The 23,765-nt window shown below is 35.1% G+C and carries 25 protein-coding genes and 1 pseudogene; 12 read left to right on the forward strand and 14 right to left on the reverse strand.

Going from position 1 to position 23,765, the window contains the following annotated elements:
- Together B5D30_RS11775 and B5D30_RS11780 are read right to left on the reverse strand one after the other, a co-directional pair.
- Positions 1 to 225: pseudogene (locus tag B5D30_RS11775) on the reverse strand (hypothetical protein); the annotation flags it as partial.
- Positions 226 to 370: 145 nt separating this feature from the next.
- Positions 371 to 592 (reverse strand): helix-turn-helix domain-containing protein, encoded by a 222-nt coding sequence (locus tag B5D30_RS11780; RefSeq protein WP_078808272.1) that lies wholly within the window; start codon positions 590 to 592, stop codon positions 371 to 373.
- Between the two features lie 476 nt (positions 593 to 1,068).
- Between B5D30_RS11780 and B5D30_RS11785 the strand changes: the two genes are divergently transcribed.
- Both B5D30_RS11785 and B5D30_RS11790 read left to right on the forward strand, forming a co-directional pair.
- A complete protein-coding gene (locus B5D30_RS11785; RefSeq protein WP_078808273.1) occupies positions 1,069 to 1,362 on the forward strand; it encodes a type II toxin-antitoxin system Phd/YefM family antitoxin in 294 nt (97 codons plus the stop codon).
- Entirely contained in the window at positions 1,343 to 1,633 is a 291-nt protein-coding gene (locus tag B5D30_RS11790; RefSeq protein ID WP_078808274.1) for a type II toxin-antitoxin system RelE/ParE family toxin, read from the forward strand. The genes B5D30_RS11785 and B5D30_RS11790 overlap by 20 nt, the downstream gene beginning before the upstream one ends.
- Before the next feature lie 62 nt (positions 1,634 to 1,695).
- Here B5D30_RS11790 and B5D30_RS11795 read toward each other — a convergent pair whose 3' ends face one another.
- Together B5D30_RS11795 and B5D30_RS11800 are read right to left on the reverse strand one after the other, a co-directional pair.
- A complete protein-coding gene (locus tag B5D30_RS11795) occupies positions 1,696 to 1,911 on the reverse strand; it encodes a helix-turn-helix domain-containing protein (RefSeq protein WP_078808275.1) in 216 nt (71 codons plus the stop codon).
- Positions 1,912 to 2,256: 345 nt separating this feature from the next.
- Entirely contained in the window at positions 2,257 to 2,577 is a 321-nt protein-coding gene (locus tag B5D30_RS11800; protein ID WP_234984670.1) for a helix-turn-helix domain-containing protein, read from the reverse strand.
- A gap of 570 nt (positions 2,578 to 3,147) precedes the next feature.
- On the opposite strand from B5D30_RS11800, the gene B5D30_RS11805 reads away from it, so the two are divergent.
- The 8 genes from B5D30_RS11805 (at position 3,148) to B5D30_RS11835 (ending at position 7,151) form a co-directional block, all read left to right on the forward strand.
- Positions 3,148 to 3,462 carry a hypothetical protein gene (locus tag B5D30_RS11805; protein ID WP_078808276.1) on the forward strand — a complete coding sequence of 105 codons (315 nt, stop codon included), beginning with the start codon at positions 3,148 to 3,150 and terminating at the stop codon, positions 3,460 to 3,462.
- Positions 3,463 to 3,519: 57 nt separating this feature from the next.
- The gene (locus tag B5D30_RS13850; RefSeq protein WP_159443319.1) at positions 3,520 to 3,663 is read left to right on the forward strand and encodes a hypothetical protein; all 144 of its coding nucleotides are present in this window, start codon (positions 3,520 to 3,522) and stop codon (positions 3,661 to 3,663) included.
- A gap of 188 nt (positions 3,664 to 3,851) precedes the next feature.
- Complete coding sequence (locus tag B5D30_RS11810; RefSeq protein ID WP_078808277.1) at positions 3,852 to 4,067, forward strand: hypothetical protein; 216 nt, start codon at positions 3,852 to 3,854, stop codon at positions 4,065 to 4,067.
- Positions 4,068 to 4,346: 279 nt separating this feature from the next.
- Positions 4,347 to 4,556, forward strand: coding sequence for a hypothetical protein (locus B5D30_RS11815; protein ID WP_078808278.1), 210 nt, complete (start codon positions 4,347 to 4,349; stop codon positions 4,554 to 4,556).
- Positions 4,549 to 4,857 (forward strand): type II toxin-antitoxin system RelE/ParE family toxin, encoded by a 309-nt coding sequence (locus B5D30_RS11820; protein WP_078808279.1) that lies wholly within the window; start codon positions 4,549 to 4,551, stop codon positions 4,855 to 4,857. Before B5D30_RS11815 ends, B5D30_RS11820 begins: the two co-directional genes overlap by 8 nt.
- A 411-nt stretch (positions 4,858 to 5,268) precedes the next feature.
- Positions 5,269 to 6,471, forward strand: a complete 1,203-nt coding sequence (locus B5D30_RS11825) for a hypothetical protein (protein ID WP_078808280.1) — start codon at positions 5,269 to 5,271, stop codon at positions 6,469 to 6,471.
- Between the two features lie 45 nt (positions 6,472 to 6,516).
- Positions 6,517 to 6,873, forward strand: a complete 357-nt coding sequence (locus B5D30_RS11830; RefSeq protein WP_078808281.1) for a type II toxin-antitoxin system RelE/ParE family toxin — start codon at positions 6,517 to 6,519, stop codon at positions 6,871 to 6,873.
- Between the two features lie 2 nt (positions 6,874 to 6,875).
- Positions 6,876 to 7,151, forward strand: a complete 276-nt coding sequence (locus B5D30_RS11835) for a helix-turn-helix domain-containing protein (RefSeq protein ID WP_078808282.1) — start codon at positions 6,876 to 6,878, stop codon at positions 7,149 to 7,151.
- Between the two features lie 327 nt (positions 7,152 to 7,478).
- Here the strand turns inward: B5D30_RS11835 and B5D30_RS14140 are convergent, their stop codons facing one another.
- The 5 genes from B5D30_RS14140 to B5D30_RS11860 form a co-directional block, all read right to left on the reverse strand.
- On the reverse strand, positions 7,479 to 8,126 hold the full coding sequence (locus B5D30_RS14140; protein WP_078808283.1) for an acyltransferase: 648 nt from the start codon (positions 8,124 to 8,126) through the stop codon (positions 7,479 to 7,481).
- Complete coding sequence (locus B5D30_RS11845) at positions 8,123 to 9,292, reverse strand: polysaccharide pyruvyl transferase family protein (RefSeq protein WP_078808284.1); 1,170 nt, start codon at positions 9,290 to 9,292, stop codon at positions 8,123 to 8,125. The genes B5D30_RS14140 and B5D30_RS11845 overlap by 4 nt, the downstream gene beginning before the upstream one ends.
- A gap of 81 nt (positions 9,293 to 9,373) precedes the next feature.
- Positions 9,374 to 12,397 (reverse strand): DUF4422 domain-containing protein, encoded by a 3,024-nt coding sequence (locus tag B5D30_RS11850; protein WP_159443320.1) that lies wholly within the window; start codon positions 12,395 to 12,397, stop codon positions 9,374 to 9,376.
- 28 nt (positions 12,398 to 12,425) lie between these two features.
- A complete protein-coding gene (locus B5D30_RS11855; protein WP_078808286.1) occupies positions 12,426 to 13,898 on the reverse strand; it encodes a glycosyltransferase family 2 protein in 1,473 nt (490 codons plus the stop codon).
- An 82-nt stretch (positions 13,899 to 13,980) separates the two neighbouring features.
- On the reverse strand, positions 13,981 to 15,141 hold the full coding sequence (locus B5D30_RS11860; RefSeq protein WP_078808287.1) for a CDP-glycerol glycerophosphotransferase family protein: 1,161 nt from the start codon (positions 15,139 to 15,141) through the stop codon (positions 13,981 to 13,983).
- Between the two features lie 524 nt (positions 15,142 to 15,665).
- Between B5D30_RS11860 and pssD the strand changes: the two genes are divergently transcribed.
- Positions 15,666 to 16,130 (forward strand): PssD/Cps14F family polysaccharide biosynthesis glycosyltransferase, encoded by a 465-nt coding sequence (pssD, locus tag B5D30_RS11865; RefSeq protein WP_078808288.1) that lies wholly within the window; start codon positions 15,666 to 15,668, stop codon positions 16,128 to 16,130.
- A gap of 12 nt (positions 16,131 to 16,142) precedes the next feature.
- Complete coding sequence (locus B5D30_RS11870) at positions 16,143 to 16,613, forward strand: glycosyltransferase (RefSeq protein WP_078808289.1); 471 nt, start codon at positions 16,143 to 16,145, stop codon at positions 16,611 to 16,613.
- Between the two features lie 54 nt (positions 16,614 to 16,667).
- Here B5D30_RS11870 and B5D30_RS11875 read toward each other — a convergent pair whose 3' ends face one another.
- From B5D30_RS11875 to B5D30_RS11895, 5 genes are all read right to left on the reverse strand, one after another.
- Positions 16,668 to 17,120: a hypothetical protein gene (locus B5D30_RS11875; RefSeq protein WP_144399601.1), complete on the reverse strand. Its 453-nt coding sequence runs from the start codon at positions 17,118 to 17,120 to the stop codon at positions 16,668 to 16,670.
- 112 nt (positions 17,121 to 17,232) lie between these two features.
- Positions 17,233 to 18,684, reverse strand: coding sequence for a lysine--tRNA ligase (lysS, locus tag B5D30_RS11880; RefSeq protein WP_078808295.1), 1,452 nt, complete (start codon positions 18,682 to 18,684; stop codon positions 17,233 to 17,235).
- Between the two features lie 180 nt (positions 18,685 to 18,864).
- Positions 18,865 to 20,322: a L,D-transpeptidase gene (locus tag B5D30_RS11885; protein WP_078808291.1), complete on the reverse strand. Its 1,458-nt coding sequence runs from the start codon at positions 20,320 to 20,322 to the stop codon at positions 18,865 to 18,867.
- Between the two features lie 239 nt (positions 20,323 to 20,561).
- Positions 20,562 to 22,016, reverse strand: coding sequence for a glycoside hydrolase family 1 protein (locus tag B5D30_RS11890; protein ID WP_078808292.1), 1,455 nt, complete (start codon positions 22,014 to 22,016; stop codon positions 20,562 to 20,564).
- Between the two features lie 2 nt (positions 22,017 to 22,018).
- Entirely contained in the window at positions 22,019 to 23,275 is a 1,257-nt protein-coding gene (locus tag B5D30_RS11895; RefSeq protein ID WP_078808293.1) for a PTS sugar transporter subunit IIC, read from the reverse strand.
- Between the last annotated feature and the right edge of the window lie 490 nt (positions 23,276 to 23,765).

Consider the following 23,765-nt stretch of genomic DNA (forward strand, 5'->3'; position numbering starts at 1 on the left):
CTGAATCACTCGCTTATTTGCGATAGTTCCATGTTTATAGTAATCTGCTGAGCTCTGAAATAGAACCCCACAACTCTCGCAATGCGTAGGAACTTTCGCATATAGCCCATCAATTCTGTTGAATTTTCTATTTTTCTTATCTACCCCTCTAGAAAACCAACGGTCCTTTTCAAATATCAAACTTTCATCTTGAAATCCTAGTAATTCTCTTGTACACTTATCCATGAAGACATCTCCTTTACTGTTGGGTTAGGCACTTACATTGTAAACGAGATGTCTTTTTTTATGCAAAAAAATCGCATGGAATTTTTGTTATTCCACACGATTTAGTATAGAGCCTTTTTGTTTTAGGCAATCAAGCTGACCATTTTTATTGGTTATTTTTTCTATTCGGTACATCATCAATTCCGACAAGATAGTCCAATGATACGTTGAAGTATTGTGCCAAGGCTATTAATTTTGAAGAGGGAATGTCGATTTCTTGTGTTTCCCATTTTCTAAAGGTTCTTGGTAGTATATCAAAAAGTTCAGCAAGTTCTTTTTGCTGAATATTGTTTTTTAGGCGAAGTTCTTTCAGACGAAAATTTTTCAAAAATAACCACTCATTTCTGTTGACAGGAATTTAAAATTCTTGTAGAATAAAAATATAGAAAAGGAATTAATAATTCCTTTTAAAACGATTGCTCCTAGTCAAAAAAACAAGGAGCAATCATCTCAAAATGTTCATTGACAATTTTATATGAAACAAAGCAGATACTCTATTTCTTGCCAGAACATAGTTAAACATAAGCACTTTAATTATGTAATGAAATAGCAAAAAAAGCAAGGAAAAAGTGGTAAAAATCTTTGGGCTGTTAAGATTCAGCCAAACCAAAAATCTAGTGGTAAGGTTCGCATGACAAAGTTCCACCACGACAATTTTATTGTGTGTGCATGGTTGCAATTATTAGGTTCAATTCCTAAAACATACATTGCTTTTTATTTATCTAGGAAATAATTTCATTTGATTTATACGCAAATTTGCAGTAAGATGTAGTTGTAAATTTACAGCAGAAAAGAGGAAATATCATGAATAAAATTATTCCAATTTCAGAGTTGCGGTCATATTCGACCGTATTAAGTGAAGTTCAACCTCACTCTCCTGTTCGTCTGACTAAAAATGGATATGGAAGATATGCGATTTTAGATTTAGATGAATATGAAGAATTATTAGCAAAAGTTGCGGACTATGAAAAACAATTGCAATTCTATGCAAAAATGGAACAGATGATGATTTATAATATGGAAAATCAAGATAAGGCGATTAGCTTTTCTGATTTGCAAAAGGAGTGGAGAAACGAGAATGAAGAAAGCAAGAATTGAACCGAGTGCGAGGCGAGATATTGAGAGGATTGAAGAATTTATAAGTAGAAATGAATTGATTTCCGTTTCTCGTTTTCGCTCTGATTTAGAAAGGGGAATAGAAGAAATAGAGAACAATCCAAGTATCTATGTTTATAATGAAACGAAATTCGGTACACGATTTCAACGGCATAGAATAAAGCTAGGCTATATCATTTTTTATATTGAGTTATCTCAATATATTAGCATTATGCATATAGTTCATGAACGAGAAGAATTTATCGTTAGATAAAGAGTTGAAATGTAGAAATACAGGTCAGCTCTTTTTGTTTTAGGCAATCAAGCTGACCATTTTTATTGGTTATTTTTTCTATTCGGCACATCATCAAGTCCGACAAGGTAGTCTATTGATACGTTGAAATAGTTAGCTAAGATTATTAATTTTGAAACAGGAAAATCACTTTCTCCTTTTTCGTAGTATTGATATTGCCTCAATGAAATATTTAATATTTTAGCTGTATCTGCTTGAGTGAATTTATTAGTTTTTCTTGCTGTTATTAAGTTTTTCATAAATATCTCTCCTAAAAAACATGAAATTTAGTTGCGTATTTTTGTTGACAAGAGAATTATTTTAAGTATAATATAGATATGCAATTAAATTGCATATAGAAATAATCGCTCCAAGTTAAAAACAAGGAGCAATCATTTCAAAATGTTCATTGACAACTTTATATGAAACAAAGCAGATACTCTATTTCTTGCCTATGAACATAATAAAACCTAGACACTTTTATTATGTATTGAAATAAGTGAAAAAGCAAGAAAAAAGTGGTAAAAATCTTTGGGCTGTTCAGGTTCAGCCAAACCAAAAATCTAGTGGTAAGGTTCGCATGACAAAGTTCCACCACGACAATTTTATTTTATTTTATTTTTTAAATATGTTTCAATCAATGCACTTATCATTTGACGTTCAGTATCGGTAATTTCTTCTCCTCCAAAGGAAAGAGTAAAATCGTCATATTTTAAGTCTATTTTTTTGATTTCTTTTTCTTCTCTGCCTAAAAGGTAGTCAACAGAAACGTTAAAGTAGTCTGCGACTTTTTCTAATTTTTCAGAAGTAGGATTTTTCTTTTTCCAACTGTAAAGAGAATTTATTCCGAACCCTATATCTTCAGATATTTTTTGTAGACTTACATTATTCTTTTTTGCAAGCTCTTGTAGTCTTTCAAAAAGCATTATAATAGTTCCTCCATTCTGCAAGAAAAAAATTCAAACTTCGAGTTAAAATGATTGATTTATTTTACAACATGGTATAAAATAAATTTATAAGGTTAATAAAGAGATTCTCAAGGACTTTAAGAAAGTAAAAGTTCAGCGGAAAAATCTTAAACCTAAAAAATACGTTCTTTTAAAATTTTATAGTAAAAAAAGCATTAGACAAACTCACGTTTGCCTAACACGCTAATATAACCTAGACAATTATATTATGCGTGTTTTGCAAGAAAAAATCAAGGGAAAAGTCTATGTTTTGGGAAGTTTTCAGACTTTTAGCCCGACAGTAAAAGTTTAGTTCAGTTCGACATCCAAGAGTTCGCGTAATTAGCGATTAAAAACTCCTCTGAACGATAATTTTATTTCGTGTGTGCATGGTTGTGAAAAAAAGACTGACCTCAAACAAAGTCAGCCTTATTTTTAAGTTCGATTCTTAATACACACTTTGCCTTTTAATTGGCGATTTTTAAAGTAATCATGAACGTGATTGCTTTTTTATTTGATAAAAAAACAAAAATAGAAAAGAGGGTAGACATGACAACGGAAGAAAAAATACGATTTAAGAAAAGGAGTGATACTTTTAGAGGAATGTTACAATTAAAGATTGATACCTTTAGGGTATGGAAAGAGTTTTATTGTGAGATTTTGGCATGGGTAAATGAGGAATTTAAAGCGATAGTGTCACATTGGGAAAGGAGAATTTATTTTTACAATCAATTTCTTTTTGACGATTATATGAAAAGAGAAATTGATTATTTGATGAATGATGTTTATCAAAAATTTGATGAATGGTATTTGAAGACTTATGTCGAAAAAGCAAGGAAAGTTAGTAAGAAAAGAGTAGGGTAGAAAAGTAGGGTATTGCTTGGGCAATGCTTTTTTATTTTCACTAAAAGGAGGAAATCAATGATAATAGCACTTTATGGAATGTTACTTTTTGTTTTAATTTCAGTTTTTCTATTGTTTTACAGTTTAGAAGAAACCGAAGAAAAACAATACAATTTCAAAGAAAGAACAAAAGAAAAATTTTACGAGGAGGGAATAAAATGATGTTGATTTTTGGAATGATAACAGGAGCAACGGTTATCACAATTTTATTGTTTGGGTTAGAAAAGAGGAATAGTAAACATGTTTAATTTTATTTTAGGTTTAATTTTGGGCGGTGTATTTGCTTTTGTGATGATTTTTATTAAATGGCTTAGAGAAGAAATGCCTGATATGTAAAAACGGAGGATAATATGAAAACAAGGATAGGGCAAATAGTTCTTGCCACTTCTCCACTCTTAAAACATTCGTTTTTATTAAAAATCGAAAAAGAAAACAAGTTTACTTATATTGGTGAAATTCTGGAGTGGGCTAAAAGTGATGAATACAAAGTCAAAGATTTTCAGAAGAAAATAGCTGTAAGAAAAAATGATGTGAAACAGAGGAGAAAAACTAAAAATGCTAAATAGAAAGAAGAAAAAGAAAATGAAACAAATCCGTTCTCCCTCAAGCAAAGAGGAACAAAGCCAAAAAAGCAGCTAGAAAAAAAAAATTTCCATTATTAATTTGCCCAAAATTCACGTGTTTTGGGTAAGTTGCAAGTACAGAGTTCTTTTACTCCCCTATAAAGAACAGTCTGCGAGGGTGCAACTCCCTCTACTTGCATTGGCTGGAAACAGTCATAAAAAACAGTAAGAAAAAAATATGTTATAATTTAGGTAAAGAAAGAATAGAAAGAGGTGTTTATCATGGCACAAGCAATTAGATTAAATGATTCAAATGAAGTTGAATTTATTACAGTAGAAAAAAGTCAATATGAAAAATTGCAAAAAGAGGTGAAAATTTTAAGAGCTAAACTACGATTAGGTCAAGAAATTCAAAAGGGTTTGCTTGATAGTGCAGACGGAAAAGAAAAAACATGGGAAGAAGTGAAGGCGGGTTTAAAGCATTATGGGTAAAACAATAAAATTTACAGACCTTGCTTATGAAGATATTGAAAGACTACGAGAATTTCTGTTTAAACAAACAAAATCCACTACTGTCATTAATCGTTTTGATAAAGAAATAGATAAAGCAATTGAGTTTATAGAGGAATTTCCAGAAGCAAGTGGCTATGTAGAAGACTTTGAACCATTGAGAAAGAAAATTCAATGGAATTATCTAGTTCTTTATGTGGAATTTTCAACAAGAATTTCAATACAGCGAGTTTTTCATCAAAGCGAAGATTGGCTAGAAGAAATTGAAAGAGAGTTTATTTAATATTAAATACTATTTTAAGAAAGACAATTTCAGAAATGGAGTTGTCTTTTTATATTGATTGAAACAAATAAAAAAATATACGTTCCCCTGTTTCCTAGTTCTCAAAATGCTAGGAAACATTCGCAAGTATCATGACTTATTCAATAGTAATGCTAAATGTGTTCTCCGATATGTTTACTTGAATAAGTAGTTGGTTGAGGGTGCAATTCCCTCTACTTGCATTGGCTGGAAACAGTCGAAAAATATTTTTTGTTTTTCATTTCTGAGCGGTAAAACAACTTGCAAGGGTTCTACTGCTCTCTCCTTTTTTGAAAAGGGGGTGAAATTCAAAAAAAAATAAAGGGAAAAACAACAATAAAAGCACAATGTAGATTATAATAATTGTGTAGAAAACAAAGGAGAAAAAAGAAAATGAAAACAAAAGAATTTTTAGCAACAACCAAGGGAAAAGCAATTGTCGGAGCAGTCATTACGCTTGCGTTAGTTGCTGGAGCATTGACTTTCAAAGTTCAAAGTGACCATGCACAAGACGAAAAAGCAAAGACAAGTTTAAAACAAGAAATCAAAGAGACCAAAACTCTTTTGAGCAAAGCGAGAGCATTGTTTGACGAGAAACAAGAGTTTTTAAGGAAAGACTTGAAAACAGAGCAAGTCGAAAAAGTCAAAGAGGAGTTGCAAAAAAATGAAAAGGAAGTAAAATCTTTTGACGAACAAAAATATAAAGATTTGTTTAATGATTTTTCAACTGCTGATAAAGAAGTATTTGCTCTTGTGGAAACGGCTGAAAAAATGTTAGACACGCAAGAAAAAGTGAACGCTTTGTTTACTAAACCTATTCTAAATGGTGCTGAGGTGCAAAAGGAACAAATTCTTGCGAAAAAAGCAATGGACGAACAAATCAAGGTCTTAGAAACTGGAAGTAAGGAGAAAACTCCATTCACGGATAAAATCGCAGAAATTGTAAAAAATGCACGTACACAGTTTACTGATATTGACAACGCAAAAAAAGCAATTGCGGAAAGTGAAAAGGACAAAACGAACGAAAACAAAGCAACTAATGCACAAAAAGCAATTGATAAAATCAAAAATCCTGACGTGAAAAAGGAATTACAAACAAAACTTGACCCAATCAAAAAAGCAATTGCAGATAAGAAAAAAGCGGACGAGGAAAAACGTAAAGCAGAAGAAAAGAAAAAAGCCGAAGAAAAAGGGGCAGTGGTCGCTCAAGACGAACAACAAGCCCAAGAACAAGCAAATCAAAGCGGACAACCTGTTTACAATGAAAATACTGGGGAATATGTGCAACCTACTGCCCAAGCAAATAGTGGCGGTACAAGTCCAAATAACTCTAATAATACTGGCGGTTCGCAAGGTGGTGGGCAAGCACAAAGCCCTAGTACACCTGCTCCTAGTCAACCACAAGCTCCAGCACCTCAACCGCAACAACCTGCTACACCTGCACCTCAACCAAGCAAACCACAAACACCGAGCGGACCACCTGCGGGGTGGATAAATCCTCCTTACCCTATTGGTAGCGGGAAATTAATGGATTGGATTATAGACAATGGTTATAGTGGTTATGATGATGACGGAACATATATTAGACCATACTAAATAAAAGGAGTTGACAAACGATAGCTTATACGCTATCATGTAATTATGAAGAAACCAGAATTTACCTTTATAAAAAGAAAAGACGGAACAAGCGAGTTTGAGGAGTTTCTAATGTCTATCCCTAAAAGTGATAGAGTGAAGTTATTAGCGACTATTGAGGCAACTGAACAAAATGGTTTATTGATTGCGAGAAAACAAAAATGGGTACGTAAGTTAGATGATAACCTTTATGAATTGCGTTCAAAAGTTGCTACGAATATTCAACGTGCGATTTATTTTCATGTTGAAGATAACCAATATAAAATTACTCATGGATTTACAAAGAAAACGCAAAAAACTCCTCCAAAAGAACTGAAAAAAGGGAAAAAAATAAGAGACACGTTTTTAGAAAGTAGGGATTAAAAATGAGTGAAATTACGGATTTAATTCAAAAGTATAGTGAAAAAGACCCAGAATTTGCCAAAGAGTATGCAAAAGAAAAAGAACGTTTAGCTACTGCTGTTGCAGTAATGAAACTTCGTGAGGAAATGGGATTAACGCAACGACAATTAGCTGAAAAGCTAGGAAAACCTCAATCAACGATTGGTAGAATTGAAACAGGTGTGACAGATGTTAAGTTCTCTACCTTAGCTGAAATTGCTTTTGCACTAGGTAAAGAAGTAAAAGTAGAATTTGTGTAATACAGCTAAGCGAAAATATGATGAAAAGACAATTTCAAAATGAAGTTGTCTTTTTTTGCACCAAAATTGAAGAAAGGTCGTGACAATATGGTAAGGGTACGTTCTCCCTCAAAGGTAGATACCTAAAAAATTTTCAGAGAATATCTTTTTCACTTTCACCAGTTGCATTTCTAGCGTTTTCTATATAGGCGTATTGTCATATTTACATCAATCTAACGTTCAGCTGAGACTGGAACAAAACAATCATACTGAACTACAATTCAGTAACTTGTAGTTCAGTATGATTATTTCTATTTTCTATAAAAGGCATGCTTGTTCATCACGTTGTCACTTACCTACCAAACTTCCAAGATAATCTCTCTTCCAATTAATTCCATTTTTTACAATCCTCGCTGGATTTCCTGCAATAGCAACATTCTCTTCCTCGAATTTTTTCGTCACAACACTACCAATCCCTATTATACTGTTTTTAGATATACTTACGCCTTTATTGATAGTAACATTTCTTCCAATCCACACATGATCTTCTATTACAATTTCATCTGGATACCTATTAATAATTTCGCCAGTGTAAATATCAAAAATAACATGAATATCACTTGCCTGAAACAAGACTCCATCAGAAATCATAACATCTTTCCCTATATTAATTCCTAAATTTTCACCTGATTTACATAAAAAAATAGCACCCTGAATAGAAACTCCATTATCAATGAAGACATGATGCCCCCCACCGCCTTCTAACACAAACTGACTATTTCTAATCCCTGTAGTCGTTGTCGCTTTTATTTCAAGTTTTGAATTATCTCCAATGATTATCTTTGTGTTTTCAAATTTCGCCCCCTCATACAAAATAACTTGATTTCCTGTTTTATTTTTAAATACAACCTTCAATCCTTCAATATGAGGGTTTTCTTCCACGCTACCATCTCTTTTTCTCAATAAGAAAGTGTTCTCTTTCTCTGGCAAAATCATAACTTACCACTCCTTAAACGATCTGGTACGTAATCCTCTTTCATATCTTTCAAAGAGACCCCATTTTTCACAAAGAAATTTATATATTCATCGTATTTTTCATCAAAAGTTTCGTAGAACTTTGGCATTTCTGCTAATGCACGATAGTATAATTCTTCAACAGTGGTTGTTTCTTTTATTTCATCAAACCATATATAAGGCATATTAAAGTATTTTGCTAAACCTTCCACACGAGAGTCGATCGCTATTGTCATTGACGGGACACCCATTAAAAGTGGAGCTACATTCCCATGAATACGTGTCCCAATCGAAAAATCAAAAGTTTTCATACTACCATACCACGAATCTGGTGTTCCGAAAATTCTCGCTCGTCCATTTCTTATTATCGGATGATCAATTCTTGTCGGTAACAAATCATGCATTTTTTCAAACGTAGTAATCCTTTTATGATTTAAAAGTAATTCCCCTTCTTCAAGATCTTGCATAATTGCAAATGACTTCTCTTTCTCTCGGAAAATTTTATCTATAAATCTTGCCCACTGGTCATGGTATTCTCCGGGAGTGTAATTTACCGCTATTTTAAAATCATCATTCCAAGGTTGATACTCTTTCATTTTAGGAGCTTGTGGTCCAAAATATCTTATAGAAGGACAACCAATAACATCAACTTGATTTTCTTGTAAACCTATTTTTTGAGTTAAAAATTCAAATGTTCGTATATCTCTTACTCCGATTGTTTTAGCCTTTTTCAATATTGTTGTTGTAAAAGTTGTGATTGCCTCTAAAATTTCTTCAGCTAAATTTCCAAATCCACTTTGACCAAATTGCCCTCCTACTCCACATAATATAATTCTTGAAGTTTTTACTTTTTCAGCCACTTTCGTTAGATTCGTAAGTTCTTCTATGTTCCCATTACGAAATCCATTTGCCATTGGTAGAACAAAATAGTCATACTCTTCTTCTTGTAATTTTTTATCATGTTGAAAATCCCAAACACGGACAAAATTCTCTTTTGGCACATCAAATAAATTAACCGCAGAATAACCAAATAGTAAATTTCCTGTATTTCCAGAAATAAGATTTCTCTCTATCATTTCTTTATCGGTATAATTATCCCACGGATACGTCGGCGTATAAAACAAAATTTTTGGAAGTTTTTTATTCATTTTCTATTGCTCCTTTTTCTCAATCTTTTTTTTATAAAATTAAGCCTTAAACTCTTTTTAGACTTAATTTCATTTCAATTTTTAAACTCTCACAAAATTAACATTCAAACCTTTAACAATAGGCACGACATTACTTCTCGTCTGCAAACTCAACGGTTTCAACGAATATCCATTCCATTGTCCATTGTATTTCGCATTTATCTGAAGAACATTTCTTGATACTCTTTCAAACGTCAAGTTATCCCTCAACTTATCACTCCCACTATACTCAATCTCAAAATCATAGACATTAAATTTGACAATGACAATCTCTGAGGCTATACTGCCAAAATGACTGTGTAGCTCTGTAACTTGGAAAACACAAATACTTGTTCCATACTCGAATGCTTCTCCTTGAATAGATACAAACGGGATTCTTTTTTCAACATCTTTACATTCAGTTGAGAAAATAATTTTTTGTATATTCGTGGTTTGTTGCACTTGATTGACTAACTCTGCATAGAAACTTGTGTTTTTTGCATACTTCCAAAAATATTCTTGCATGTCACAATTGAGTTGTTCCCATGGTTTATAACCTCCTGCAAAATGCACTACTGCTGGATTTTTTCGTGAATCGTTGTATACCTTATTCATAGTATGCGGTAGATGTTTGTTGAAAATTTCTCTACGCATTGAATTTGGCTCTGCTAAGCAAATCACATTCCATTTTGAATCAAGATAAACAACCTTATTTTTAAAGAATAAATTCAAAACATCTTGATCGTTATACATCCAATCACGAGATAATGTCTTCTTGATAAAATCATCAATAGTATATCGTTCTCGAATAGCTGAAAGATTCAATAACAACACTCCTGCTTGGAAGTAGTCCAAATCATTTTCCAAATTCAGATATTGTAAAATTTCTTTCTCGTAAATTTCTTTTTTCTCTGGAAAACAAACACTTGCTGAAAAATCATAATCACGAACTGCTCCAACAAAATTATCGCCTATTTCCACTTCATACAATTCAGCTAAGTCTTGTTCTACAACAGTATCAGAGTCAATATAAATCGCCTTATCTTCCATTAACAACTCTGGAATTAAATAACGATAATACGTCTCCATTGAGATATGTGCATTCCCTTCTAGCCTTCCATGTTTGGTTATGTTTACTTCAACATTGACATAGCGAATAGAAATATTGTCTTGACTAAACTCATTCACAATACGTCTTTGATTCTCCTCTGTAATAGTGGTATGGAAAACAATAATGTCATAATTGTTTTCAACGGAAGAATTTTTGACGATTGAATTTAATAATACTGCTGCATATTTTGTGTATTCATTCCCATACGCTAAGACTATTGGAATATTTTTTGTTTTAAATGCAGGTTGTATTTTCTTCGCCTCAGGTGTTGTATCACTCCATTGAACGACTGGCAAATTCAACACATTCAACTGCTTTTTATTTTCTAACACGTAATGAGTGAAAATTGCCACCAAGCGTTCACCTAAATGCCCTAGTGTTCTATACCACTCAACCGAATAAAGCTCATGGTCATCTCCCAAAGCTTTCTCAACCTCAGCCAAAACACCAAATGCAAACTCGTTGTATTCATTGAACAATTCTTTTTCCATAATAAACATATTAAAAAACGGCTCTTTTGTACTTGACAACGTTTGATTAAGAGCAAGAGAAAATGCAGGATATTTTTCTTGAATCACTTTCTTCAATATTTCCAAATCTGCTGGGTTTAAGTTGTGATTCCAATGTTGTTCAACGGTAGCTTCCTCGACCTTATCACCACCGTACTTAATATTCCAATACTCTGGCAAGATCAAGTCAAAACCGTCAATCATACTTGCCATTTCTTCTTCGGTAATGCTATATTTCTTCAAGGCTTTTTGTGTGATTTTCGTATCTGGAATCACACCCCAAATCGTTGTTGGTGTATCATGATTAAACACAAAATACCTACGATAATGCCAAAAGCCATAATAATCTGCTTTCTCATTTTTCCATGCCCAATACTGAGCCGTCATTTCATTGTAACGTTTATTCTTTTCAGAAATGTTTTCGCCAGTATTGTCATACAAAACACCATCAAATTTCTTCTCTGCAATTTCCGTTCCTACTTGAATAGGATATAAATATTTATTTTCAGGTACAAAGCTAGGTTTGTGCATGGAAACATAGATTTTTAAATCAAGCTCTTTTTCTGGTTTCTTTGCCTTTAAATAGTTTGGAAGTATTTTTATTAGCTGATCAACGTTCTGAGAATCTGGAATCTCATTATTCACTTCTACCTCATCACTCACAAATACAAGAAGTTTTTCAATTTGCTTAGGTGTCATTGCCCAATCAGCACGCCACAAAAGTTGATTGACAATGCCTGATGAAACTTCATCCGTTACGTTCGCAAAAAATTTCTCTAACGACTCGATAAAGTCGTAAAACCATCTTCCTTCTTCTAATCTTTCTGTAAGTAAAAGATCTTGCTTCTTCCAATCAATCACACTAAAGACACCATTCAAAAATTCAATCTCAAAACTTGGATTTTCTAGTAACGTTTCTTTAAGGAGTAAATTAAAAGAATAACAATCATTGATTTCCTCTATACTTTCCGTCATTTCTGAAATCAAAACTTTCAGCAAATCTTTTCCAATGATTTTATTTTCATAAGCGGAAAAAGCAAAGAAATCGCTCATAGCAAGAAGAAATTCTTCTTTTCCTAGTTCTTCATAGTTCTCAATTTTTGTTTTGTAAGTCGTAGTCCCTCCGTCTTTCCATAAAACAGCTGTATCAAGTAGTGATAAACCTTTTTTAGACGTGCTTAAAACCTTTGAAAGCAAGCTACTAGACGGAGAAAATTCGTCCACAAAATCTGAGGTAAATCTTACTGGATTATCAATGATGACCGTATAATCCCCTGTCGATTTTTTCAACAACTCTAATAGACTTAAATTTTCTTCTACGTATTTTATTTCATAAAACTTATTTTTTACATTTCTTTTTTCTTCAGCACAAGGAATAAGAAACTCCACTCCCTCAAATATACGTGCATTTCTAAAATCAGAAAGCATTTTTTCATTGTTGTACTTCAGTATAAAAGTGAACTTCATTTTTTTCTCCATTTCCAAATAATATTTTTTATTTTCCTAAAAAGACCTCAGCAAACCCCCTAGCCCCCTCAATCAAATAATTCTCAAACAAAACAACAAATCGCCAATTTTCATCGTCATACTCTTCAGGAAGAGTCACGACAAATTTTGTTTCGCTTAATTGTTCAAAGAGGAGCGGTGTTCGTTTTTCAAAAGGTGCTTTAGGATATCTCGCTTCAAATGTTTTTACTTTGTGGTGACTTGCGACATTGACGGTGAGTTTGTTTGTCGCTTTTTCAAATTTTTCTGCTACAACCCAGCCATTCACTCGCACTCTTGGTACGCTTTTTAAGACGGTAGGGTAATAATACAGACCATTTTCTATTTTTTTCATGTGGAACTTATTGTACAGTATCCACCTCACTCTTTGTGTCCAAATGAACTTGTATAGTTTGTTGACTTCGTTGTTTGCAAGGTAACCCCACGAAATTTGTCTAGCATCACTTCGGAAATATTGTGCTAAATCTAGCGTGAAACTTCCTAAATAATTTGCAAATAAACTTTGAACCTCTCTTAGCCGTTCCTTGTTAAATTTCCAACCAATATCTCGCCGTAAGCAAAAATCATAGACTAGCCAGTCTATTCTTCGCCCCATAAATCGCTCTTTTGAAACATCATCTGGAAACTCTTGATTGATAAAGGCTAACGCTCTTAACCACGATGTTAAAAAGGTTTTATTGATAGAACGAGACAAACTCACATTATCACTATCTCGGTTCAAATAGGTCGTCAACTCAACTCCTTGTGTAATCGTTTGTGCATGACGCATTGCTTGGTAGAAAAACAGCACATCGTCAGCAACTCGCTGGTCAACAAAATGAAGATGATTGTCTACAATCAAAGAACGCTTGAGCATAATTGCTTGCGGTCCTAACCAACCGTAAAATTCTGCTGGCAAATCATGAATGGAGCGATTGTGAAATTCTCCGTCCACGTAATAAGCTGGACTTTTCAACGACAAATGACCGTCTACGTGTTGCACCAATCCAGAAACCGCAAACGCATCCCCCGTCTTATCCATTAGCTCGGTCAAGTAGCGAAATGCGTTTTGCTCGTACCAGTCGTCTGCGTCTAAAAAGACAACGTACTCACCACGTGCTTGTGTAATTCCTACATTTCTTGGTCCGTGAGCTCCACCTGTGTTTTTATCCAGAAGATACAGCTCAATATTTGGGTATCGTTCAATATATGGGCGAATGACTTCAACAGAGTTATCCGTTGAACAATCGTCAATGAACATCACTTGAATTTGCTCAATTCCTAACGTTTGAGTAACCAATGAGTTCATCATTCTATCCAAATAAGGTGCATTATTATAATTAGCAATAATCACCGAAACCTTTGGATTTTCCGTTATTTCCTTTGATTGCGTCAACTGAAACGTGGAAACTTCCTCTCTCCATGTTTCGTCATTCACATAATGATAAAACTGAAATTCATCGCTTAGATTGTCAAATGTCACAAAAATTCTCCTTTTTTTTGTTTTTATCTAGCTACAAGGTGCGAACAACGAGAAACTCCTGAATGCCCTCGTAGCTTTTCTGTTAATAATTTGCAAGTAAGTATTCGACCACTTCCTGTGAAGCATTTGTCTGTTCTATACAAAATTTCTGATAAAAATGTTCGTATTTCTCGTCTATTTCGTTGCTTTCTAATTTCTTTCGAACAGCACGTGGCATCATTGCCCGCTCTGAAATAATTTCCCCCGGAAGAATGTCTTTTGGCTCGAAATAATAGCCACGATTGTGATGATAGCGTTCTTGGTCATACATATAGAAAAGCATTGGCTTTCTTGTAAAAGCAAAATCAAACATAACAGAGGAATAATCGGTAATCAATAAATCGGAAATTAAATAGAGATGACTAATATCTGAATACATGGTCACATCTAGCACTCTATCTCTAGGGAACTCCTCGTCATGCAATCCAACACTTAAATAATGCAGTCGCATTAAAATAACAACATCTTCATTTTCTGTGAGAATCTCATTAATTGGCAGTTCGTTTTCAAACTCAAACATCTGGCGTTCCAACTCTCTATCTTCTCGCCATGTAGGAGCGTATAAAACGACTTTTTTATCACTTGAAATACCAAGTCGCTCACGAATTTCCGATTTTTTCTTTTCATTCTCCTGTTGTAAAATATCGTTTCTTGGATAGCCTTTTTCTAATATTTTACCACGATAATCAAAAGCTGTCTGGAATTTTTCGGTACTGTACTTATTGGCAGAAAGTAAAATATCCCACCGCTGAGTTTCTGCGATTAATTCTTCTTGGTGTTGTCGGTCTTTGTTATTGGTGTCTAAACCAATATGCTTTAGAGGTGTGCCGTGCCATGTTTGCAAATAAATTGTTTTCTTCGATTTTTTCATGTAAAGAGGAGTACGAGTGTTGATAATCCAAAACTTCGCTCTTGGCATGGTAGCGTAGAAACGCAGGCTAAATTTTTTCACATACGGCACTCCCGCCTCTTTGAACAAATGCTCGTACCCTCTTGCTGCAACCCAAACACATTTGTATTCAGGGTGAGCAAGGCAAAAGTATTCGTACATTGCTCTTGGGCTATCGCTGTAATTTTTCCCGTGGAAACTTTCAAAAACGACTAAGCGTTTGTTTACAAAACAACTCAGAACTTTAAAAAGCACCCTCGTAACTGGCTCAGCAAAAGGTTGTATTCTATTTTTCAATTTACTTAAATCTAACACTTTTTACACCCTCTACCAGCTTGTATTCTTTCTATCTTCTCTCGGTGATTCTATAAAAAACTAAATGTGAGTTCTAGCTTTGCCTTTGCTTAAATTAATTTCACTAACAAAAAAAGGTATTACTTGATTTTCCTCACCATAACATACTTAAATTATAATACCACTTTATTTCCACTTGTTCAACTTACAGCTTGACTTTTTATTTTGAATAAAAAGCTCGAAATAAAAAAAAAAAAAAATCATTGCATCTTGTATATCTTTAAAAATATGGAATTATATAGCAATTTGTTTGTGTTTTTGTCTTCCTTGTCTATTTTTTCATTTTAAATCAAATATTTTGATGTTAAAATTTCCTTCTGCCCTATCTTTTTTCCTATAAAAAAATAGTAGTTGTTTTATAAAAAGTACCTTTTATGCCGTTTTTTTCAATTTTCCTCTTATTTTTCCCTCTCGCCCACTTGTATTTACGCTCTTTCTCAGATAGAATCAGATTATGTAGACTATCACAGAAAAGAGAAAATAACATGAAAAAAGTCCTATTTATCTGTTCGACAGGGGGGCATTTGGAAGAAATGCTGACGTTACGCCCTTTATTTTCAAAATATAAGAGTATCTTCGTGACGGAAAATAACGTTCGTGGGAAACAATTGAATCTTGACATTCCAGTCTATTTTGTTCGATTTGGCACACGCAGACATTTGCTTGCTTATCTTTTTATTTTTAGTTGGAATATTGTCAAAGAGTTTTTTATTTTCCTCCGTTTTATGCCTGATGTCGTGATTACAACAGGGGCTCACACAAGTGTGCCAATGGTCTATTTTGCCAAATTGTTCAAAAAAAAGGTAGTTTATATCGAAAGCGTCGCTCGTGTTCACTCCAAATCTTTCACGGGAAAATTGATTGAAAAAAAGGTGGATAAATTAATTGTGCAATGGAAAGAAATGGAGGACGTTTATGAAAATGGCGAGTATCACGGACAACTTCTTTGAGAGGAGAGACAGATGATTTTAATTGTATTAGGAACGCAAGATAGTCCTTTTCCGCGAATTTTAAAGGAATGTGAAATCGCAGCGGAAAAACTTGGATTAACGGAAGAAATCATTGCTCAAATCGGTACGACAAAGTACGAAAGTACACGAATTTCTCTAAAGGCGTATTATGAGCGGACAGAATTTCTTAGACTTATTGAACAGGCGAGAGTGGTGATTACACATGGTGGAGCAGGAACAATTTACCAGTGTCTGCATAGTGGCAAAAAAATTATCGTTATGCCAAGAAATGCTGAATTTGGCGAGCATAACGATAACCACCAATTCGAGCTAACCGAAGTACTGGCTCGTGACGGCTATGTTTTGCGGGCAGATACTTCTCTTGTCGCCTCACTCTCTGAAATTGACAATTTTACACCAAAACCTTATGTAACGCAAAATGATATTTTAGAAGTCGTCGAACAATTTATTGAGGGAATTTAATGGGAGAAAACTCTAGCTATCCTATGGCTTTCTCCCACTCTCATTGATTTTATACTACTCAACGCTCATCTGAAATTTCTTCTTTGACAAAAGTAAGTCTTTTCCTATCGCTACAAGTGTAGAAAACGGGAGTTTTGTGTCACTTACTGCTTTCGCATATTTCCTCAGATTTCCTAGTTTCATCACACGTTTGGGCGAGAGGAAATATTTCACCATTTTTTTCACGATTTTTTGTTGGTCGCGGAAAAATAGTTCTGCTAACTGCTCTTTTTTCTCAAACATTTCAGCAAGTTCACTTGATGATTTTCCGTCAAATCCTTCTGGAAACAATTCGCACACTGCTTGACGAAGTTTTTCACCGTTCAAGTGAATCACTTCATCATTTCCCTCGGGAATATTTTCCGTAGTATAAAAACAACGCAATGCTACACTTTCTTCCTTGCTTTCAAGCAAAGCTGCATATTCTTTTTCGATTTCTTGTTCATTTACAAGCAATAATAATTTCATTTTCGCCTCCGAAGTCTTTTTATTTTGTTCTCCATTCTTACAAATAGAACGCATGAAATCAACTCCCATGCGTTCTATTGTCGTTCTCTCTTATGGCTTTTTAGAGATACCCTTATCTCATTGTCGGGAATAATAAAACATCACGAATACTTTGTGCATCTGTTAACAGCATGACTAAGCGGTCAATTCCGATCCCTAGTCCGCCTGTTGGTGGCATACCGTATTCCAGTGCCTCGATGAAGTCTTCATCAATTCCTTGTGCCTCATCATTTCCTGCGGCTTTTTCACGCTCTTGTGCCTCGAAACGTTCACGCTGATCAATTGGATCGTTTAACTCTGTGAACGCATTAGCAAATTCACGACCAACGATAAATAACTCAAAACGGTCAGTAAAACGAGGATCTTTGTCGTTTTTCTTCGCAAGCGGTGAAATTGCGACAGGATGACCATAAACAAAAGTCGGTTGTATCAACGTTTCTTCGACAAATTGCTCGAAAAATTCATTGATAATATGCCCAACTTCCATATGGTCTTCGATATGCACTTCATGCTCTTTAGCAATTTCTTTTGCCTCTTCTAATGTATAGTCATTCCAGAAGTCTACGCCTGTTTTTTCCTTGATAGCGTCTACCATATGCACACGTTTAAATCCATTGCCGAGCTGAATTTCTACACCATCATAGACTACGTCCGTCACACCAAGTGCTTTTTTAGCTGCACTGACAATGATTCCTTCTGTCAAATCCATCACATCATTAAAATCTGTATAAGCAGTATATGCCTCTAGCATAGTAAATTCTGGATTATGCGTTGTATCAATTCCTTCGTTACGGAATACACGACCAATTTCATAAACTTTTTCCATTCCGCCGACAATCAAACGTTTCAAGTGGAGTTCAAGGGCGATACGCAAGTACAAGTCAACATCAAGTGCGTTGTGATGTGTAATAAACGGACGAGCCGCCGCACCACCTGCTTCATTGTGCAACGTTGGTGTTTCGACCTCCAAATAACCAAGAGAGTCCAAATAACGACGGATTTCAGAAATAATTTGACTACGTTTTGTAAAACGTTCAAAGCTATCACGATTGCTGATAAGGTCTAAATAACGTTTGCGATACGTCATTTCCACATCAGTCAGCCCATGATATTTATCAGGAAGTGGACGCAATGCTTTTGTTAAAAGCGTTACTTCACTCGCTTTAATCGTCAACTCACCCATATCCGTTTTCATGATATGACCTGTCACACCCCAAAAATCTCCGAGATCGGCTTTTTTATAAATTTCGTAAGCCTCTTCTCCAACTTCGTCTTTTCGCACGTAAATTTGGATTTTTCCTTCACGATCAAGCAAATGAGCGAAACCTACTTTTCCTTTTCCACGCTTTTGCACCATGCGACCTGCGATTGTTGCTGTTAGATTTTTTTCGTTCAATTCTTCTTTTGTCAGCTGTTCAAACTGTTCTTGTAATTCTTTTGAGTTGTACGTTCGCTCAAAACGTTTGCCGAATGGGTCATGCCCCATTTCACGCAATTCTTCCATTTTTTCTAAACGATAATTCATTTGTGTTTCTAGCTCTGAGATATGTTCTTTTGACAATGACTTTCTCCTTATTACATTTCTATTTTTATTTTCATGCTACCTACTATTATATGTATTTTTGGTAAAAATGAAAATAGAAAACGCATGAAAGTTGATTTTTTTCATGCGTTTGTTGTTTTAAAACGAAAAATTATTCATTTTTTATCCTATCACGTTGCCAAATTCTACTGGTTTGTCATATACCCCCGGAGAATTAGCGTATAAATCGCCTTGTATGATTACCGCCATACCTTCATAGGTGTTGTCCCACACTAATGGCATAACCGCTGGCGGATTGTTGATACAACCGTTTGAACCGAGTGTTGTCAGCCATGCGTTGACATCTTGGAAACCGAGATCTTTATTATTGGAGTCGTGCATACCAATTCCTGTGAAATACGGTCCATTGTCCCCTCGTGAAAGCAGTGGCTCCCAATATTTTACAGGCACATCATATTTTGAACCGTCAATCATTGTCCCTTTCAAATGTGTATCCATCGTCTTATAACCAATCGTGTGGAATCCCGGAACCGTTGCCGTTCCTTTATGATTTCGACCAGAAATAATTCTCGTTTCGACCACTCTTTGATTGTTGCGATAGACATACTCCATTTGATTGAGCAAGTCAATATAGACAAAATCCTTGATGTCACGTGGATTTTCATTGACATTGCCGTCTATTTTCAACGTCAACTCCGCCGTTGCGTTCGCAGAGTTAAGAGCATCGACAATTTGTTTTTGACCGTCTGGGAAATTAATATCCCAACCGTAATCCCCATTATTCGTGTACTCGTAGAGTTTATTGTCAATCGGATTTCGCCAGTGAACCGTTTGGTTAATGGTCGCAAATTGATTATTTAACGCCCCTGCTACCCAGTCATAGACCGCTTGGTCATCTATCACCCCTTTATCATTGACAAAACTCGCCATAACTTCACGTGGAATGACATACGTTTGTGTATTGATTTTCAAAGTGATTTTTTTATCTATTTTTTCATTTGCTTTTTTCAGTTGTGCGAGAAGTGTGGGATTGTTTTTGTCAATTTTCACTGGGGTGTAAAATCCTTGAATTTCGATTTTCACCTCGTGGTTATCACTTGTCACATCTTTTTTTATCGCCGCTACAAGTTTGTCACGGTCAACAACCGTAGACGGAACTTCTGGCACAATAACATAGCCTTGCGTTTTGTCGAATTGAATGGTCGCATCTTTTCCTTTTTCTTCTTTAAACGCTAGTGCTGCCACTGACTTTTTAAGTTCAGCATCAAATTGTGGATTTTCTTCTAGTTTCCCATTTGATTGATTGAGCAATTTTTTCAAGCTGTCTTTGGTAATTTTATAACGAGCAGGAGCCATTAGCTCCATGTCTCCTGTCGGCGTTTGAATGACCACTTTCATTGGTACATTGAGCTTTGCGAGCTTTTCATAAGCATCATCTACACTCATAAGCGACACTTTTTCTCCAGAAATCATCTTGCCATATGCAAAATGCGATTGTCTAAAGACTGCATACCCAATCCCAAAAATACTTGCCAAACCCAAAATGGCAACCAATGCGATAAGCCCTGTTTTCTTTCCTCTCGACGGCTTATTTTTCTTTACTTCTTTCCGAGTCTTCATTTTACTCTCCTTCTGCTTTCCCCACTATGCTGTGAGTGAGAATAACACAAAAATGTTCCATTTTCCATAAAAACTGAAATATTATAGAAAAAACTTAATCTACTACTTCTATTGTAAACTAATTGTAACATAATTTAAACAAATAAAAAGCGAATTGCTCACCTTTCTCGTTTTTTACGAGTGGAGCATTCGCTTTTTTCTTGATTTTTAAGGAAGTTTAAGCTGAAAATCCGTAATTCTTAAATTTTTATTGCTGACAAGTTCTCGCCATTTGACGTTGCTACTTGTTTGTACCAATTGTAACTCTGTTTTTTGTATCTTTTGCCTGTGCCATTGCCGTAATCATCTAAGTCTACATAGACAAAACCATAACGTTTACTTCTCTCTGATGATGAACAGCTCACTAAGTCGATTGGTCCCCACGGATAATAGCCGATAATTTCTACACCGTCATAGATTGCTTCTTTCATTTGCATAATATGTTGTCTAAGAAATTCCACTCTGTAACTGTCATCAATCGTTAAATTTTCATCTAGTTCTTCGTAAAATCCCATGCCATTTTCTGCAATCATCAATGGTAATTGATAGCGGTCGTAATATTCATTTAGGGCAACTCGCAAGCCAATCGGGTCAATGCCCCACCCCCATTCATTTGTTTGAATATGTGGATTGGGAGAGCTTGGACTTTCTTTTCCAAGATTTTCTGCCTGAATAACACCTGTGTAATAATAAGAAAACGCAAGAAAATCCACGGTATTTTCTTTAAACAATTCCAAATCTTCCTCTTCGATTTGAATTTCCAGCCCATTTTCCTCGAAGAAACGATAAGCATAGCGAGGGTAGATGCCTCTTGCTAATACATCAGAGTAGTAATATTCCATTTGATTGTTTTTTAAAGCCGCTAGAACGTCCTCTGATTTTGAACTTGCTGGATATAAATTACCGTAATAAGACATTTCACCAATTTGCATTGTTGCATCAATTTTCCTTGCAATCTGAATTGCCTTTGCACACGCCACTAGCTCATAATGAAGTCCTTGATATTTTGCTTGCCTTAGATTTTCTACGCTGTCCGAAGGAATCCCTAAATGATTGAACGACTCGTGTGTAATCAAATTCATCTGATTTACCAATATCCAATACTTCACTTTCTCTTGATAACGGTTGAACAATACTTCTGCAAATTTTGTAAAGAAATTAATCATCAAAGGATTTGACCAGCCTTTGTATTCCGTTGCCAAAAAAAGTGGCATTTCATAATGCGAAATGGTAATAACAGGTTCCATGCCATTTTTAATAATACAATCAATCAATCTATCATAAAATTCTAATCCTCGTTCATTTGGCAGATCCTCATCACCTTTCGGGAAAATCCTCGCCCAACTAATCGAGGTACGAAAAGAGTTTATTCCGCACCCTTTTAGTAAAGCCAAATCTTCCTCAAAAGTATGATAAAAATCAATGCCTTCACGCTTAGGATACACCCCTTTTTTATCTTGAAGTGCAAAATTAATTTCTTCCATACTCATTTCTTTATTACCTTTTTTCTTTTTCTCAATGTCATCACGAAATGGATTAATATCTGCAACACTCAAGCCTTTCCCGTCCTCAAGGTAAGCTCCCTCGATTTGATTGGCAGCGACTGCCCCTCCCCAAAAGAAATTTTTTGGGAATTTCTTACTATTTTTCCTCATCTCTATACACTTCCTTCTTCTAGTAGTTGTTTTTTCTCAAACGTTTTGAAAAACGGGTAATAAATAACAAAATAAATGACAAAATTTACTACCACCAGTACCGCTGAGCGAATACTTGTTGTCGCAATAACCGCTGAAAAAATGCTCGGCACTGTCCAAACCGCAGCAAGTGGATACCCCATACCCGGCACTATCCCACTTACAAATGCGAAATAGGTAACAAACGTGCAAACAATCGGTGCAACAAGAAACGGCAAAGCTAATATTGGATTCAGCACAATTGGCACGCCAAATAATAACGGCTCATTAATATTAAATACTCCGGGAATAATGCTCAATCTACCAAGTTTTTTTAAGAATTTCGATTTTGAAAAACACATCATTGCACAAAGTGCGAGCGTACCCCCTCCACCACCAATCCAGAGAAATGTGAAAATAAATGGCTGAACACCAATGTTTGGAATTATTTCTCCTGCTTTAGCTGCTGCCATATTTGCCTCAGAATTGACGAGCCAAATCGGCAACATAATCGTAGCTAAAATTTGCGGATGAATACCAAAAAGCCACATGACACAAGTGAGTAGAACATAAATTAGCGGGGCGGCTAGTGAATTAGAGGATACACTTAAAAGTGGCGTAATCAAATCCGCAATCAACTTGTTAATGTCGAATCCTAACAAATGCACCACAATCCAGACAATTGTCATGGAGAAAAAAACTGGTACGATTACCTCAAAACTACTGCTTACATTACTCGGCACTTGTTCTGGTAGCTTGATCCCTATGTTGTATTTTTTACAAAGTCGCATTACTTCTACTGCTAAAATTGCACATAGAATCGCAGAAAACATTCCTTCTCCGCCAAGATAACGTGTTGCAAGATAACTCGTCTCTTTAATTGTTGTAAATTGTAGCGTTGTCAAAAAAGCAAATAGTGCTGATACACCTCCTGATAAACCGTCTAATCCATACCCTTGAGCAAGTCTTGAGCCTATACCAAAAGCGACATAAAACGACAGAACACCCATACTCATTTGAAATGGTAAAATCAACTTTGCTACTAAATCGGGATGTTCGTTCATAAAATTCGCATAAGGGGCAATCGGAATATACGGTATTAACAAGAATAACGAGCCAATTACCGTAATCGGAATCGTTGCAATTAATCCGTCACGCACCGCACCAAGATGTTTTTGATTCGACAACTTCATCATCGGTGCCATTAGCGTATGTTCTACAAAATACATTGCTTTGTTCATTTTCGTTCCTCTTTTCTTTTTATTGTTATCCTAAAGATAAACAATAAAAATTGTTTTTACTATAAAAACCATTTTCCAAAAATGGAAAATGGCTCAACATAGATTATATTTCATATGGGCACCTCTAAAAACTCCGCTTAAGGCTAAATTAGCTAGTTTTTCTTGTTTTCGAGGAAATCGACGAAAGCTATGTGGTTCATAGAAAAGCGAAGAAGTGCGTTAAGGAGTTTGCAACAGTGAGCCGTGTCGTTTATTTACCGCTACACTTCGTTTCGCATACAGTCTTTCTAAGAATCAAAGATTCTTGAAAGACTAGCATCGAAACTTTAGTTTCGAGCGACACTGCGAACAGTTGCCAAACTCCTGCACTTCGGAGCTAGACAAGGTTGAGGAGATTGACGAAGAAAAACGGAAAACTAGCAATTTAGGATAAGTGCGAGTTTTTAGAGGTGACCATATAAATGTTTAAAAGTACCACCCAAAGACGAAT

It is taken from the genome of Pilibacter termitis (assembly GCF_900167335.1).
GTDB lineage: Bacteria > Bacillota > Bacilli > Lactobacillales > Streptococcaceae > Pilibacter > Pilibacter termitis.